12 protein-coding genes are annotated in these 15,494 nt (G+C 72.2%); 3 read left to right on the forward strand and 9 right to left on the reverse strand.

Going from position 1 to position 15,494, the window contains the following annotated elements; genetic code table 11:
• Window positions 1-16: 16 nt before the first annotated feature.
• The 6 genes from BKE41_RS17735 to BKE41_RS17760 form a co-directional block, all read right to left on the reverse strand.
• The gene (locus tag BKE41_RS17735) at window positions 17-1,504 is read right to left on the reverse strand and encodes an HWE histidine kinase domain-containing protein (RefSeq protein WP_024829373.1); all 1,488 of its coding nucleotides are present in this window, start codon (window positions 1,502-1,504) and stop codon (window positions 17-19) included.
• Window positions 1,505-1,673: 169 nt separating this feature from the next.
• Entirely contained in the window at window positions 1,674-3,029 is a 1,356-nt protein-coding gene (locus BKE41_RS17740) for an LLM class flavin-dependent oxidoreductase (RefSeq protein WP_245295805.1), read from the reverse strand.
• Window positions 3,030-3,165: 136 nt separating this feature from the next.
• On the reverse strand, window positions 3,166-3,708 hold the full coding sequence (locus BKE41_RS17745) for a DUF4188 domain-containing protein (protein ID WP_024829371.1): 543 nt from the start codon (window positions 3,706-3,708) through the stop codon (window positions 3,166-3,168).
• Window positions 3,709-4,565: 857 nt separating this feature from the next.
• A complete protein-coding gene (locus BKE41_RS17750; protein WP_070999929.1) occupies window positions 4,566-4,811 on the reverse strand; it encodes a hypothetical protein in 246 nt (81 codons plus the stop codon).
• A 113-nt stretch (window positions 4,812-4,924) separates the two neighbouring features.
• Complete coding sequence (locus tag BKE41_RS17755; protein WP_024829369.1) at window positions 4,925-5,602, reverse strand: cell division protein DivIVA; 678 nt, start codon at window positions 5,600-5,602, stop codon at window positions 4,925-4,927.
• A 254-nt stretch (window positions 5,603-5,856) separates the two neighbouring features.
• Window positions 5,857-7,113, reverse strand: a complete 1,257-nt coding sequence (locus BKE41_RS17760; protein WP_012320278.1) for an FAD-dependent oxidoreductase — start codon at window positions 7,111-7,113, stop codon at window positions 5,857-5,859.
• A 606-nt stretch (window positions 7,114-7,719) separates the two neighbouring features.
• Here BKE41_RS17760 and BKE41_RS17765 point away from each other — a divergent pair.
• The 3 genes from BKE41_RS17765 to BKE41_RS17775 all read left to right on the forward strand — a co-directional run bounded on the left by BKE41_RS17765 (window position 7,720) and on the right by BKE41_RS17775 (window position 10,356).
• Window positions 7,720-8,700 (forward strand): aliphatic sulfonate ABC transporter substrate-binding protein, encoded by a 981-nt coding sequence (locus BKE41_RS17765; protein ID WP_012320279.1) that lies wholly within the window; start codon window positions 7,720-7,722, stop codon window positions 8,698-8,700.
• A gap of 8 nt (window positions 8,701-8,708) precedes the next feature.
• Window positions 8,709-9,488 (forward strand): ABC transporter permease, encoded by a 780-nt coding sequence (locus tag BKE41_RS17770; RefSeq protein ID WP_245295806.1) that lies wholly within the window; start codon window positions 8,709-8,711, stop codon window positions 9,486-9,488.
• An 85-nt stretch (window positions 9,489-9,573) separates the two neighbouring features.
• Window positions 9,574-10,356 (forward strand): ABC transporter ATP-binding protein, encoded by a 783-nt coding sequence (locus BKE41_RS17775; protein WP_024829367.1) that lies wholly within the window; start codon window positions 9,574-9,576, stop codon window positions 10,354-10,356.
• 42 nt (window positions 10,357-10,398) lie between these two features.
• Here BKE41_RS17775 and BKE41_RS17780 read toward each other — a convergent pair whose 3' ends face one another.
• From BKE41_RS17780 to BKE41_RS17790, 3 genes are all read right to left on the reverse strand, one after another.
• Window positions 10,399-13,566, reverse strand: a complete 3,168-nt coding sequence (locus BKE41_RS17780) for an efflux RND transporter permease subunit (protein ID WP_070999930.1) — start codon at window positions 13,564-13,566, stop codon at window positions 10,399-10,401.
• Window positions 13,559-14,668, reverse strand: a complete 1,110-nt coding sequence (locus BKE41_RS17785; RefSeq protein ID WP_029358959.1) for an efflux RND transporter periplasmic adaptor subunit — start codon at window positions 14,666-14,668, stop codon at window positions 13,559-13,561. Before BKE41_RS17785 ends, BKE41_RS17780 begins: the two co-directional genes overlap by 8 nt.
• A gap of 191 nt (window positions 14,669-14,859) precedes the next feature.
• Window positions 14,860-15,258: a hypothetical protein gene (locus BKE41_RS17790; protein ID WP_012320284.1), complete on the reverse strand. Its 399-nt coding sequence runs from the start codon at window positions 15,256-15,258 to the stop codon at window positions 14,860-14,862.
• Window positions 15,259-15,494: the final 236 nt, after the last annotated feature.

Genomic DNA, 15,494 nt, shown 5'->3' on the forward strand with positions numbered 1-15,494 from the left:
TGGCGCCGCGCGCGCCTCAGGCTTTCGCCTCCGCCGCGGCGGGCGCCCGGTCGGGCAGCGGCGCGTTCAGCGTGAACACCACGCCGTGGGCGCGGTACTCGATCTCCGCCGAGCCACCCATCTCGGCGGCCAGCGCCCGCTCGATGAGCCGCGTGCCGAAACCGCCGCGGGCCGGCGCCGTCACCGCGGGTCCGCCGACCTCCTCCCACCGGAACCAGAGATGGGCCGGCGTCGCCCCATCCACAACGTCCCAGTTCAGGATCACCCGCCCCCGGTCGTTCGACAGGGCGCCGTACTTCACCGCGTTGGTCGCCAGTTCGTGCAGCGCCATCGTGAAGGCGAGGGTCAGGCGCGGCGTCAGCCACACGTCCGGGCCGTTGATCAGGAAGCGCTGGCTCGCGCCGCCCCGGAATGCCTGGAGAGTGCCCTCCACGATGACGTTCAGCGTGGCCCCGATCCAGCTCTCGCGGGTCAGGACGTCGTGTGCCGCCGAGAGGGAGTGCAGCCGCGCGTCGAGGGTCCTGTGCGCCTCCTCAAGGGACGCGGCGTTGCGCAGGGTCTGGTGCGCGATCGACTGCATGGTCGCCATCGAGTTCTTCACCCGGTGGTTCAGCTCGTCGGCCAGGAGCGTGCGATGCTCCTCCGCGCGCTTGCGCTCGGTCACGTCGATGGAGACGCCGGCCATGCTCAGCGGCTGGCCGACCGAGTCGTAGAAGGTCTGACCGCGGATCTGCAGCCAGCGCAGCTCACCGCCGGGCGTGCGCGCCCGGTACTCGATGTCGTAGTCGCTGTGCTCGCGGATCGAGGTCTGCACCGCCGCCTGCATGCGGGGCCGGTCCTCGGGATCGATCGCGGCGATCAGGTCCTCGTAGCTGAACGGCTCGCCCGGCGCCCGCCCGAAATTCTCCTTGCAGGCGTCGGAGGCCACGAGCCGCATGTCGGCGAGATCGAGGGTCCACGATCCGAATCGTCCGGCCTTCAGGATGAACCGCAGCCGCTCCTCGCTGCGGGTGAGATCGCCGGTGCGGCGCTCCACCTCCCGCTCGAGCGCCTCCCGGTCGCGCTGCATCCGCGCGAGCTTCTCCCGCTCCAGCGTCACGTCGAACTGCGACGCGAAGAAGTAGGTGAGCTCCCCGTCGCGATCGAAGACCGGCGAGATCAGGAGCCGGTTCCAGAAGACCTCGCCGCTCTTCTTGTGGTTCAGGAGCTCGATCTCGATCGGCACGCGGCGGGCGATCGCCGCCCTGATCTTCGCGATGTCGGCCTTGTTAGTTTCGGCCCCCTGCAGGAACCGGCAGTTCCGGCCGATGATCTCGTCGTGGCGGTACCCGGTCAGCTTCGAGAAGGCGGCGTTGACGAAGACGATGGGGTTGTCCGGCTGATGGGGATCGGTGATCAGCATCGGCATCCGCGTCGCCCGCACGGCGGAGACGAAGGGGTCGGTACTCGCGTCGGTGCGGGCGAATTCCGCCTCGAAGCGCGTGCGTTCCTGCTGATCCGTCAATGCCCGTCGCCCCTGCCACGACATACCGATGGCGGCCCTCGGCCCTTGTCGCGTGGCTGTACCACAGCGCGGATCGCTTGTGCGCAACCGTCACGCGGGCCGAGACGCCGCAGGTGCACCGCGACGCCTCGCCCGATCTGGACCGGGTCGAGCGGGAAGCCCCCGGCCGCTACACCGTGGCCCGACCGGGACCGAACCCTGCCGGCGGCCGCGAGCCGAGATGGTCCCGCAGGGTCCGGCCCTCGTACTCGGTCCGGAACAGGCCGCGCCGCCGCAGCTCCGGCAGGACCAGCGCGATGAAGTCGTCGAGGCCTCCGGGCAGCGTCGGCGGCATGATGTTGAAGCCGTCCGCCCCGCCGGCGCGGAACCGTGCCTCCATCTCGTCCGCGATCTGGGCGGGCGTGCCGACGATCTGCGAGTGGCCGCGCGCCCCGGCGATGCGCAGGTAGAGCTGGCGCAGGGTCAGGCCCTCGCGGCGGGCGAGGTCGAACATGAGCTGCTGGCGGGACTTGATGCCTTCGGTCTCGGGCAGCTCCGGCACCGGCCCCTCGGGATCGTAGCCCGACAGGTCGTGGCCGCCGATCATGCGACCGAGCAGCGCCAGCCCGACCACCGGGTCGATCAGGTCCTGCAGCGCCTCGAACTTCGCCCGCGCCTCGGCCTCGCTGCGCCCGACGACGGGGAACAGGCCGGGCATGATCTTCAGGTCATCCGGCGCACGACCGAAACCGGGCATGCGCCCCTTGAGATCGCCGTAGAACTCGACCGCCTCCTCCAGCGTCTGGTTCGCGGTGAAGACGATCTCGGCGGTCCGCGCCGCGAGGTCCTTGCCGGGTCCGGAGGCGCCGGCCTGCACCAGCACGGGCTGGCCCTGCGGCGTCCGCGAGATGTTGAGCGGACCGCGGACCTCGAAATGCTTGCCCCGATGGTTCAGCGGGCGGAAGCCGTCCGGCTTCGAGAACTGGCCGCTCGCGCGATCGATGATCACGGCGCCGTCGTCCCAGGTGTTCCACAGCCCGAGGACCACGTCCGCGAACTCCTCGGCACGCTCGTAGCGGTCGGCATGGGGGTCGATCCGGTCGCCGCCGAAATTCGCCGCCTCCGCGTCGGTCGCGGAGGTCACGAGGTTCCAGCCGGCGCGCCCGCCGCTGAGATGGTCGAGGGAGGCGAACCGGCGCGCGACGTTGAAGGGCTCGTTGAAGCTGGTGGAGGTGGTGGCGACGAGACCGATCCGGCTCGTCACCGCCGCGAGGGCCGACAGCAGCGTCAGGGGCTCGAAATGGGTCGAGCGCGCGGTGCGCTCGCTCGATCGCAGGTCGAGGTCGCGGATCCCGCTCCCGTCCTCGAGGAAGATGAGGTCGAATTTCGCGGCCTCGGCCCGCCGCGCCCAGCCGACATAGCGCTCCAGGACGAGGCCGCCGTCGGCCTCGCTGGACGGATGGCGCCAGCCGGCGACGTGGTGGCCGGTCGCGTAGAAGAACGCGCCGAGGCGCAGGGTGCCCTGTCTCATCGAACCGACCGTCATCGTGCCTGATCCGCTCCGTGCCTCTCGCACGGGCCGGTGTCTAGCCGACCCGCCCGCCGGGGCGAACCCCGCCCCGCCCGCCCGCGGCCCGTCGCGGGTGCGCGGTGGAAGTCCGGCAGGTGCGGCGGGCAGCGCGTCAGCGCGGGACGGAGGCGTCCGGCGCGTTGTCGGCGGGAAGATCGCGCAGGTCCGAGGAGGCGTACCGTCCGTGCCGCGCCACCAGGGAGCCCCGGGCCTCCTGCATCGGCATGAAGGCCGAGAATCCGACTGGCTCGGCGACGTCGTGATAGATCGCCTCCATGCCGCCGCGCATGTGGTAGGTCTCGTGCCAGATGCCGACGCCGCGCGTGTCCCGCAGGAAATCCCGCCACCAGATCCGGTGCGGCTCGGACTTGGACCACGCGACCATGCTGTCGATGTCGCGCCAGTACCAGCGCATGCCGACATGCAGCGGGCGCAGGCTGAAGATGATGTTGTTCTCGTAGTGCAGCAGTCCCTCCGGCCGCGCAGCGCCGACCCTGTCGATCCGGGGGCCGAAGCCGAGCAGTGTCTTCACGCCGGCCAGGGTCCGGACCTTCATGCCCAGATAGATCACGACGAGGTCCGGGTATCCCGAGAAGTCCGGAACCGCGTCTCGCCGGTTCGCGCCCTTGATCGCGCCCATGATCGCGCCTTCCATCGCGGGCCGATCCGGTCGGCCGTGGGCGCCAAGAATACGCGACGATATCGACTTTCAGCAATATTCGCCCGGCATGGCGGCTACAACCTGGAGCGCCTGCCAGTATCGGCCAACTCTCAGCAGCTCATGGACACGGCCCGGTCGCGGGCGCGGCCTCCGGTCGAACCGGAATCCGCCGCGCGCGCGTCCGCGGGACAAATCCGGATGGCGCGCGCCTCAGCGCGCGCGCTCACCGCCATCCGCGCGGTCTGGCCGGGACCGAGGCCATGCCCGGATCCGGATGTACTGCTCCACCATGAAAGCCCCTCCTCCCAAGACAACCACAGCGAGAAGGGCTTCGCGGAAGGTGCCAGGATCAGTCATTGTCTCGACTCTCTCTGAGGGATCGGCCCCTGTCGGGCCCGGCAAGATCTTCAGGCTTGCTACAGCCGGTCAATTCCTCGACGTCTCTTGGGTTGCCCTCTTCATCTGACGATTTGCCTTCGACGACATGAACAGTTTGTAAGACTCGAGGGTCACGCGGTGCGACGCCGCCCGGCGCGTCGATGCGAGGCGCACGGCCCGGGTGGTCCAGCAGCCCGGTCCGGGTGCGCGCCGGAGGATGCCGCGGTTGGGTGGCGGCCCGCCGGCCCTCGCGCGCTCGGCCACCACCGCGTGAACCGGCCGCGGGTCACCGCGCCGACGGTTCGAGGCCTTCGACACGCCGCGCGATGGGTTCGCGCCAGACGTCAGGATCCGGCGATGTAGCAGCGTCTCCGTTGAGATAGTCCGTGTCGGGAACGTCGCGCGCCGCGCTCGGACAGCCGGCAGGGCATAACGAAGGCCGATCCTGGAGCCGAGCCGTGGCCGGACCGCGCCTAGAGACGGGTGAGCCGCAGGCGCCATCGGGACGGGCTCGCGTCGATGTCCGGACCGGGCCGCATCGTCGCCGCCTGGAGCGACGCCGAAGGATCCGCCACGGCGATGTCGGCGGTCGGCGCGGGGGTGGACACGCAGCCGCAGAGGGGCAGCGCGGCGGCGACCGCCACGGCGGCGACCAGCCGGATCGACGCGCTCCACGGGCTGAACCGGCGCGCGGCTTCGGCCGAACAGGCAATCGCCACGATCCTTCTTCGGGCTGGACGTCCGATACCGGGCTCCGGCCGGCGCCGGGAAGCGGCGCGCCGGTGGGGCGGGCGGCCTGGCGCCGACACGGGCTCGGCCCCGGCATTCGGCCTCAGGCTCTCGAAGGTCCGCGGCGCCCGTGGCTGCCCAGAAGAAGGGCCTTGGCGGCCGCGTCGATCCGGCCGAGCCACTTCTCCGCCGTTTCGGCGCGCAGGTCGGCGACGCGGACCTGCTCCTCGGCGGCCCGAACCCAGGCCTCCGCCTCGGCGCGGATCGTCCGAACCCGGGCCTCGGCCTCCGCGCGGATGTCCTGCACCTGGGCATCGGCCTCGGCCTGGACTCGCTGCAGCCGGATATCGGAGCGGGCCTCGACCTCGCGGACGCGCATCTCGGACAGGTGCAGGCGGTGCTGCGTCTCCGCCAGCGCGCGCTGCGCGGCGGCCAGGGCGGCTTCGTGCGATGTCCTCTGCTCCTGCAGACGCTGCTTCTGCGCTTCGGCGCGGCCGGCCATGCCGTTGATGATGTCGAGCGTGCTCATCCAATCCGACACCGCCTCGGGATCTGAGGGGGCCGCCGCGGGGCCCGCGTCGTTGACCGCGGGTTCCGGCAAGATCGGCGGATGCGCGACCTCCTCGATGTGTAGCGCGGTGGATCCGGCCGGCACCCCGACCGTATCGAAGGAAGGCTTGAGCTTCGCGATCTCGGCGGACGATTCTTCGACGAAGCGGTCCAGGCTGTCGGCGACCTGCGTGAGGATATGGGACCATGTGGCTGTGGGGGCCGCGACCATGATGGCTCTACCCTGGCGGGATTTTATCGACGGCAATACAATCTCTGGTATGGTTAATGGACAGTTAACCCGCCGTCTGCAGGCCGAACTCCGGGCCGGCTCGATTGACACCTATCAGTCTCGGCAGGTCGGAGCTGGCTGGCTCGACAATGCTCCGTCCGATCGTCCGCGGTGTTCGGCGCCTCACGAGCGCTTTCGCCAGCGTCACTGCCGCCGGAGACCGGTAAGCCGAACCCGGCGCAGGCACGCCGGCATCATTGCCCCGCCCGGGTCGCGGGCGCAGCCTGGATGATCGGCGCGGCCGCGGCCAGGATGGCCGCAGCGTCGCGGTCGAGGGGCGGATAGATCCGCGTGCCGTTGATGATCCGCTTCGTTGCCTTCGCGGCGGCGCCGGACGAGACCAGCGTGCCGCGATCCCAGCCGGAGGTGTAGACCGCTCCCCAGGCGCCCAGATCGAGCACGGTGACGTAGTCGGGCGCGGCGAAGCGCAGCCGCCGCTCCGGCCGGCCGGCGAGATCGCAGACGGCGTTGTAGCCGGCGAACCGGCCCATCGGCCGGGCGTGCTGGCACGACATCACCGTGCGATGGCCGGCATCGTCGGCCGCCGCCGAGGCGACGTCACCGGCCGCGTAGATGTCGGCGAGCCCCTCGACGGCCAGGAAGGCGTCGACCGGCACGCGGCCGAGCGTGTCGCGCGGGACGTCGAGCGTCGCGCCCAGCGGGTTCGCCCGCATGCCGGTGGCGCAGACACTCGTCCAGGCGGGCAGGTGCGTTCCGTCCGCCAGCGTCACACCGGCGCGATCGATGGCGGCGACTCGCGCACCGCCGACGCAGGTCACGCCGGCCCCGCTCAAAGCCTCGCGGATCGCCGGCAGGGCGGCCGCGCCCATGGCGCTCCCGATCTCCTCCGCTTGGTCGATCAGGAAGGTGCGGACCGGCCCCGTCGCCCCGACCCGGTCGCGGGCAGCGGCGAGCCGGACGGGCAGCTCGCAGGCGAGCTCCAGTCCCACCAGACCGCCGCCGATGACGACGGCGGTCCAGCGGCCGGTCTGGTCAGGACGGCCCGCGTCGCCGAGGCGATCGAGATGCGCCGATAGGGCCTGAGCCCCCGCGAAGGTGTCGACATCGAAGGCGTCGCCGATACCCGGGATATCGGGCCGCAGCAGCAGGCTTCCGGCGGCCAGGATGAGGCGGTCATACGCCAGCGTGTCGACGCCGCCGGATGGCGCGGCGGACTCGACCGTGACCGTGCGTGCCGCAGGGTCGATGTCGATCGCGCGCCCCGCGCGGCGATGCACGCCGATCGGTCCGAGGACGTCGTCGAGGGGCACGCGCAGGGCGCTGAGATCGGTCTCGTAGCAGCGGACCCGGATGACGTGGAACCCGTCCGGCGCGATCACCGTGACCGCGATCCGGTCGTCGAGGCCGAACTCGGTCCGCGCGCGCGCGGCCGCGGCGGCGGCCCAGAGACCGGCGAAGCCGCCGCCGATCACGACGATTCTCGAGACCATAGCAGAGCTCCGCGCGCGCCCGGGGCATCGAACTCTGCACGTCGCTCGGCCTCGCAGCAACGGTTACTGCCTTAAATCGCTCGGCTACGGCTTCGAACAGTCCAACGCCTGTCGTGCAGCCCGCGCTGCGGCGCGCCTGCGTCGAGCCGGAACGGCGTGTCAGCCCGCAGCCGCGGTCTCACGACAGTGCGGGAGGCGCGGTGCCGCCGCGCGGCGCGTAGATTCTTCTCGTCCCCGGTCGGACGACCGAAAATTCTTGCTCCGGCACCGCCAAGTAGAGAAAGCCCTTTTGTTGACTCCGCGACCGGCCGACAGGATCTTGTATTCACAGTTACGCTGAGGGCCGCGCAGGTACGATGAAGACGCAGGGGCGGACCGGTCGCGATCCCGGAGCCGGGAAACGTGTCGGCGCGGGTCGCGGGATCGGGGCCATTCCGGATCTCGCACGCACCGGACACGTTCGTCCGATCGACGCGCCGACCGCGCCGCGTCCCTGAACCCAGCCGCCCGGACGAGACCGCTCGGGACCGCGCCGCGACGCGGGTCCGCTGCCCCGCGCCGGCCCCGCACCCCGCCCTCCGTTTCGCCACGACATCAGGCCCGACCATGCGCACCACCCGCCGATCCCTTCTGGCCGCCAGCGTCGCCCTGGCCTGCATCGGCGCGCTCGCGACGCGCGAGGCCCGGGCCGACGATCCGAAGGAGATCCGCCTGGACTGGGCGACCTACAACCCGGTCGGCCTGCTCCTGAAGGACAAGGGCTTCCTCGAGGAGGCGCTGGCGCCGCGGGGCATCAAGGTCCGCTGGGTCCAGTCGCTCGGCTCCAACAAGGCGCTCGAGTTCCTGAACGCCGGGGCCATCGATTTCGGGTCGGCGGCCGGCGCCGCGGCCCTCGTGGCTCGGATCAACGGCAACCCGATCAAGGCGATCTACGCCTACTCGCGCCCCGAGTGGACGGCGCTCGTCACCCGCAAGGACAGCGGCATCACCAAGCCTGCCGACCTGAAGGGCAAGCGCGTCGCCGTCACCCGGGGCACCGACCCGCACATCTTCCTGATCCGCGCGCTCCAGGGCGCCGGCCTCACCGAGCGCGACGCCAAGCTCGTGCTGCTGCAGCACGCGGACGGACGGACCGCCCTCGACCGCGGCGACGTCGATGCCTGGGCCGGCCTCGACCCGATGATGGCGGCGGCCGAGATCGAGAACGGCGACGTCCTGTTCTACCGCGACGCCGCGGCGAACACCTGGGGTCTGCTCGACGTCCGGGAGGACTTCGCGACGGCCCATCCCGACCTCGTCCGGACGGTGATCGCCGCCTACGAGCGGGCGCGCGCTCACGCCCTGGCCAACCCGCAGGCCCTGTCAGCCGCCCTCGTCGCGGCCACCAAGCTGCCCGAGCCGGTGATCGCCCGGCAGCTCGAGCGGACCGACCTGTCCCAGCCGGCGATCGGCGCCGCCCAGGCGCAGTCGATCAAGGCGGCCGGCACCGCCCTCCAGCAGGCCGGGATCATCCCGGCGGGCACCGACGTGTCCGCGTCCGTCGACGGCCTGCTCGACACGCGCTTCAATCCCGTCGCCGGACAGTGAGCGGCCGCGTGCCGCTGCTGCGGCGGGGCGGTCGCGCCGGACTGGGCCTGCTCCTGCCGCTCATACTGGCGATCGGCTGGGAGATCGCGGTCGCCAGCGGGGCGGCGTCCGGGCGGCTGCTCCCGCCGCCGAGCCGGATCGCCGCGACCCTCTGGGCGCTGGCCGTCTCGGGCGACCTCTGGATGCATGTCGAGGCGACCCTCGTGCGGGTCGGGCTCGGTTTCCTGTGCGGCGCGGCGGCCGGCATCCTGGCCGGGGCCCTCGTCGCCACGGTCCCGCCGCTGCGCTGGCTCCTCGACCCGAGCCTGCAGGCGCTGCGGGCCGTCCCGTCGCTCGCCTGGGTGCCGCTCTTCATCCTGTGGTTCGGCATCCTGGAGACACCGAAGGTGCTGCTGATCGCCGTGGGCGTGTTCTTCCCCGTTTATGTCGGTGTCTCCGGCGCGATCGCCTCGGTGGACCGCAAGCTGGTCGAGGTCGGCCGGATCTTCCGGCTGTCGCGGCTCGCCCTCGCCCGCCGGATCCTGCTGCCGGCCGTGCTGCCGGCGACCCTGGTGGGCCTGCGCACGGGGCTCGGCCTCGGCTTCCTGTTCGTCGTGGCGGCGGAGCTGATGGGCGCCTCGGAGGGGCTCGGCTACCTGCTGGTGGACGGTCAGCAGTTCAGCAAGCCCGACCAGATCGTGGCGGCGATCATCGCCTTCGCCCTCGTCGGCAAGGCGGCCGACATGGCCCTGGTCGCCCTGACCGGCCCCCTGACCCGGTGGCAGGATACCGTGCGGGACAGCCTGTGACCGCCGCACCGGTGCGGACGCGCGCCGCGGGCCGGGAGGGCGCCGCGCGACGCGATCCCCACGCCACGCCCGCCGAGAGACGCCCGTGCTGACCGTCGACGCCCTCTCCAAGACCTACGCGGACGGCACGCAGGCGCTGTCGGGCATCGACCTGTCGGTGAAGCAGGGCGAGATCGTCGCGCTGATCGGCGGCTCGGGCTGCGGGAAGACGACGCTGCTCCGGCTGATCGCGGGGCTCGACCACGCGAGCGCGGGTGCCGTCGCGGTCGACGGCGAGCCAATCCGCGCGCCCCATCCGAGCGTCGGCGTCGTCTTCCAGGAGCCGCGCCTGCTGCCCTGGCTCGACGTGGCCGGCAACGTCGGCTTCGGCCTCGCCGACCTGTCCCGGTCCGAGCGCCGCGCCCGCGTCGCGCACGCCCTGGAGCGCGTCGGGCTCGCCGAGCACGGCGGCCGCTGGCCGCGCGAGCTGTCCGGCGGTCAGCAGCAGCGCGTGGCGATCGCCCGGGCCTTCGTGGCGCGCCCACGGGTGCTGCTCCTCGACGAACCGTTCTCCGCCCTCGACGCATTCACCCGGAAGGGGCTGCACGACCAGCTCCTCGATCTCTGGGCCGAGTCGAAGCCGACGATCCTGATCGTCACGCACGATGTCGGGGAGGCCGTCACCCTGGCCGACCGGGTGGTGGTGATGCGCCCGCGGCCCGGGCGCCTCGACGAGACCGTCCCGATCGGGCTCGCCCGGCCGCGCGAGCCGGTGGCCGCGACCTACGAGGAGGCCGTGCGCCGCGTGCTGGCCGCGCTCGACCACTCCCTGCGCCCGGCCGCGAGCAGCCGGCCGCCCGCTCCCGAGACCCGTGCGAGCTGGTGGTAGGGCCAGCGGGGGCCCGTCAGCCGGCGCCGGCTGGGCGCGCCCTCAGGACCCGACCGCCGTCAGTTCCAGATCCGCGGGGTCCTGGTGGCGGAACCGGGCGTACCGCAGCGCCATCACCGGCAGGATCAGCAGGTTCAGCACCGTCGAGGTGACGAGGCCGCCGAGGATCACGAGGGCCATCGGGCCCTCGATCTCGCGGCCGGGTTCACCGGCGCCGAGCGCCAGCGGCAGCAGGCCGAGGCCCGTGACCAAGGAGGTCATCAGGATCGGAACCATCCGGTCCGCGGCGCCCTCCGCCGCCGTGGCGGCGTCCCACGGCCGCCCGTTCCGGGTGACCATCTGCTCGTAATGGGCGATCATCATCACGCTGTTGCGCAACGAGATGCCCGACAGGGTCACGAAGCCGACGATCGAGCCCAGCGACAGCACCCCGCCGGTGAGCGCCGCGGCCGCCACGCCGCCCACGAAGGCGAAGGGCAGGTTGACGAGGACCAGGAGCAGGTTCGCCGCGGAGCCGGTGACGATGGCCAGGAGCACCACGATGCCGAAGCCGGCCATCCCGGCATGGACCAGCAGGTCGCGGCGGGCGGCCGCCTGCGCCTCGGCGGCACCCGAGAAGGTGACGTAGACGCCCTCCGGCAGCCGAACCTCGCGGGCGATCTTGCGCTTGGCCGCCGCCACGAAGCCCGCCACGTCGCGGTCGGCGACGTTGGCCGTCACCGCCTGCACCCGCTGCGCGCCGAGGTGCTGGACCTGGTAGCGTCCGGCGCTCTCGTAGACGTCGGCGACCTGGGACAGCCGGACGTAGCGTCCGCCGGGCGCCCGCAGGGGCAGGTCGCCCACCGCGCTGAGGCGGTCCCGCACGCGCGCGTCGAGGATCACCAGCACGTTGAACACGGCGTTGCCGCGATAGGTCTGACCGACCGTGTCGCCCTGGTAGGCTGTGCGCACCGCCTCCAGCACCTCCACGGGATCGAGCCCCCAGTGCCGCAGGTCCACCGGTCGCAGCGCCACCGTGACCTGCGGCAGCCCGGCCGGCGAGGCCTGCTGGACATCCCGGGCGCCCTTCACCTCCGAGAGCTCCTGCGCCACCGAGCGGGCCACGGCCTCGATCCGGTCGAGGTCGCTGCCGACCACGTTGACGACGACCGGCGCGGTGAAGCCCGAGACGGTCTCCTCGATGCGCTCGGTGAGGAAGGTCTTCAGCGAGAACGCCGCCCCCGGGAAGCCGGCGATCAGCTGCCGGATGGCCGCCTCGACCCGGCGCTGGGCGGCGCCGTCGAGGCCCGGCTCCAGGTCGATGTGGATCTCGCTGTAATGCGGCCCGGCGGTATCCTCGGCGGCCTCGGCCCGTCCGATCTGCGCCGCCACGGCGCGCACGCCCGATATGTCCTTCAGGTCACCGGTGATCAGCGTCCCGAGCCGCTGCGATTCCTGCAGGGAGGTGCCGGGAATGGCCACCATGTGCAGGATCATGTGCCCCTCCTTCAGGTCAGGGAGGAACACCGCGCCGAGGGTCGGCAGGATGGCGGCCCCCGCGAGGGTGACCAGCAGGGCGCCCGCCATCGCGATCCGCGGCACCCGCCCGATCCCGGCGAGCAACCGCAGGTAGGCGGCCCGGCTCCAGCGCACCACGGGCGGGTCGGGCGGCGCCGCGCCCGTGTCGCGCGCCATGCGGCCTCCGAGGAGCAGGAGCGCCAAGGCCGGCGTGACCGTGAGCGCCACGAGGAGCGAGGCGACGACGGCCGCGATGTAAGCGAGCGCCAGCGGCCCGAACAGGCGGCCGGCGACGCCGGTCAGCGCCAGGACCGGCAGGAACATCAGGATCACCGCGAGGGTCGCGTAGGCGACCGAGGTCCGCACCTCCAGCATCGCGGCCAGCACCACGCGGGGCAGGCCGCGCCGTCCGCCCCGCGCCTCCCGCAGCCGGCGCGAGACGTTCTCGACGCCGATGACCGCGTCGTCGACCACCTCGCCGATGGCCAGGGCCAGCCCGCCGAGCGTCATCGTGTTGAGGCTCTCGCCCCAGGCCTGGAGGGCCAGCGCGGCGGCGATCAGCGACAGCGGGATCGCCGTCGCGCTGATCAGCGCGGCCCGCCAGTCCGCCAGGAAGACGAGGAGCACGACCACCACCAGCACGCCGCCGAGCGCCAGCGCCTGGATCACGTTGCCGGTGGCGACGTCCACGAAGTTCGCCGGCCGGAACAGGTCGGCCCGCACGCTCACGCCCTCGCGCTTCAGGACCGGCCGCAACTCGTCGAGGGCCGCCTCCAGGCGGGCAGTCACGGCGCGTGTATCGACGCCCACCTGGGCGCCGACCATCAGCAGCACGCCGGGCTTGCCGTCCACGAGGGCCGCGCTGATCGCCGGCTCGGGCGCGGCCGTGACGGTCGCCACGTCCGAGAGGACCACGCTCGCCCCGCCGTCGTTGTGGAGCACGATCTGCCCGAGCGCTTCCGGGGTGAGCGACTGCCCCTCGGTCCGGAGCAGGACGCGCTGGTTCGGCGTGTCGACGAATCCCGCCCCGCGCACACCGGTCCCCTTCCGGGCGGCCGCCAGGACGTCGTTGAGGCCGATCTGGAAGCGGATCAGGTCGTCGGGGCGGACCTGGACCTGCAGGGCGCGGACGCCCCCGCCGTAGAGCGAGACCTGGGCGATGCCGGGCACCCCCTGGAGACGTCGGCGCACGGTCCATTCAGCGACCTGGCGCAGGTCCATGGCGTCGCGGGTCTCGGAGGTGAGCCCGACGAGGAGCACGGTCAGCGTCGAGGAGGTCAGCGGGGTCATGGCGGGCGCCGCGACCCCGTCCGGCATGCGGCCGGCGAGAGCCGCCAGGCGCTCGTTGACCCGCTGGCGGATCCGGTCGACGTCGCTGCCTGGCCGGAACGCGGCGGTGATCACCGACAGGCCCTGGATCGAGGTGGAGCGCAAAGTCTCCAGGCCCGGCAGGCCGCCGACCGCCACCTCCACGGGCTGCGTGACCAGCACCTCGACCTGCTCCGAATCGAGGCCCGGCGCCTCGGTCTGGATCGTGACGGTCGGCGGCGCGAATTCCGGGAACACGTCGTAGCGCGCCCCCGCGAGGGCGTAGAGGCCGAAGACCAGGACCGCGCAGGCCAGCGCCAGCACCACCTTGGGCAACCGGACGGCGAAGCCGACGAGGGCCGCCTGCGGACCGCCGCGGCCGGCGGCAGCGGGGGGCTCAATCATCGTCGTCGCCCACGACGCGGATGCGGCTCTTCATCTCCTCCGAGAGCAGGGCCTGCGCGCCCCGCAGCACGATCTCGCTGCCGTCCGGCAGATCCTCGACCACGAAGGCATCGGCCGACATCGGGGCGTCCGGCCGCACCGGATGGCGCACGAAGGCGCCGTCGCCGGCCCCGCGATACACCCAGGTCCCGCCCTCCCCGTGGACGACGGCGTCCTCCGGCACGAGCACGCCCTTCACCGCCCGCGGCGCCGCCAGGAACGCCATCGTGCTGGTCCCGGGCAGGAGGCCGCTGTCGCCGGAGACGAGGTAGAAGAAGCTCTGCCCCTGGATCCGCGGATCGGTCCGCGTCGCCGGCGAGACCAGTCGCAGGGCGACTCGCTCGCTCTGCGGTGGCACCTCGGCGAAAGCGGCCCGCGGCGCCTCCGGCAGAGTCTCCCCCGGTGGCAGCGTCACCTGCACGAGGAAGTCGGTCCGCTCGATCAGGCGCGTTACCAGGGGCGACCGCTCGATGATCGCCTTGCCGAGCACAGGGCCCCATTCCTGGCGCGCCGTCGCCGCGAGGGTGCGCACCTGCGACTCCGCCGCGGTGACCGACGCCTGATCGGTCAGGAGCGTGCCCTCGGCGGTCTCGATCTGCGCCACCGCCACCACCCCGGCCCCGAGAGTCCGCGCGCGGCGGGCGGCGCTGGCCGAGACCTCGACCCGGGCGCGGGCCGTCTGGAGCGCCGCCACGGCGCCCGCGTAGCTGTTGGTCAGTTCGGTGATGCGGGCGAGATCGAGGACGCTGCCGTAGGCGGTCAATTCCTGTCGGTGAAGGATGGCGGGTCGCGCCTCGGCGACGAGACCGATCCGCGCGCGCTCGGCCGGCGTCAGCCGGACCAGGGTCCGGCCGTCCTCGATGGCGGTGCGCGGCGCCGGCAGCTGCGCGGCCGTGGACGTATCGTCCCGCCGTGCGGGGATCAGCGCCGCGACGCGCGCCCGCACCTCCGCGACCACCGGGCCGGCATCGGCGCGAAGGCGTTCGCCCGTCGGCGTGACAGCGAGACCGGCCGCGGCCAGCAGGATCCCTCCGATGAGCAGCAGCGCCCGGCGACCACTCACGTCGCGATCCTCCCCCTGGCCCGATTGCCGAATCTACCCGGTTTCGGTGCCGAATACACCCGAACGTGGCCGGCTCAAACCGTCAGGCGGGAGTCTGGCTGTGGGTTTGTCCGGAGCGCGGGCAGGCACGCGAGAGCCCGCCTCGACGGTGCGAGGCGGGCTCTCAACGTGCCGGGAAAGGTCGGGTCAGATCAGCAATCGTCGCCGGATACCGGGGCAGTCTGCCGATCGGCGGCGGCCTTGTTCATGGCACCGACCGTGCCGGGGGAAGCCGGCTGCTGACCACCGGCCAGATTCGCGGCGGCCGGGTCGGTCGAATTCGACTTGGAGCCGGCGTCGGTCTGCGCCTGACGATCGGCCGTCTGCGTGGCGCCCGCGTTGTTCATGGCGCCGACGGTGCCCGGCGAGGCCGGCTGGTTGCCGCCAGCGAGGTTCTTGCTCGACTTGTCGACGTCGGAGCTCTTGGGATTCGAAGCCTGCTGATCGGGGGTCTTCGACTTTGTGGTTCCGGTGTTGCACGGCGCCGCGAGGGCGGGACCGGCAATCAGGGCCAGAAGCGCAACCGCGCCGGACAGACGAGAGACCTTCATCAAACGCTCCTCCAGGATTTATCGAACTGCCAAATGCCTAATCGTCCCAGGAGTTCCGCCACGAGTCCCAAGTTCCGCGAAATGCTGCCTGCCGATCGCGCTATTGCGGAGCGTCGGACAAGCTTGAATCGTATGATAAAGAGACAGTACCCGCAGCGGCATGGTCGGTTCGACGTCGCGGCTGCGAACACGGGCTGCGGCATCTTATCCCGCCACGGCGGTCGCTTCGGCAGCGT

The sequence above is a fragment of the Methylobacterium sp. C1 genome, from assembly GCF_001854385.1.
Taxonomy (GTDB): domain Bacteria; phylum Pseudomonadota; class Alphaproteobacteria; order Rhizobiales; family Beijerinckiaceae; genus Methylobacterium; species Methylobacterium radiotolerans.

What these genes read in the sequence shown, in the direction of transcription:
- BKE41_RS17740 (WP_245295805.1), bottom strand. Translation starts at nt 3,029, where the DNA reads ATGACGGTCGGTTCGATGAGACAGGGCACCCTGCGCCTCGGCGCGTTC.
- BKE41_RS17745 (WP_024829371.1), bottom strand. Translation starts at nt 3,708, where the DNA reads ATGGAAGGCGCGATCATGGGCGCGATCAAGGGCGCGAACCGGCGAGAC.
- BKE41_RS17755 (WP_024829369.1), bottom strand. Translation starts at nt 5,602, where the DNA reads ATGGTCGCGGCCCCCACAGCCACATGGTCCCATATCCTCACGCAGGTC.
- BKE41_RS17760 (WP_012320278.1), bottom strand. Translation starts at nt 7,113, where the DNA reads ATGGTCTCGAGAATCGTCGTGATCGGCGGCGGCTTCGCCGGTCTCTGG.
- BKE41_RS17765 (WP_012320279.1), top strand. Translation starts at nt 7,720, where the DNA reads ATGCGCACCACCCGCCGATCCCTTCTGGCCGCCAGCGTCGCCCTGGCC.
- BKE41_RS17780 (WP_070999930.1), bottom strand. Translation starts at nt 13,566, where the DNA reads ATGATTGAGCCCCCCGCTGCCGCCGGCCGCGGCGGTCCGCAGGCGGCC.
- BKE41_RS17790 (WP_012320284.1), bottom strand. Translation starts at nt 15,258, where the DNA reads ATGAAGGTCTCTCGTCTGTCCGGCGCGGTTGCGCTTCTGGCCCTGATT.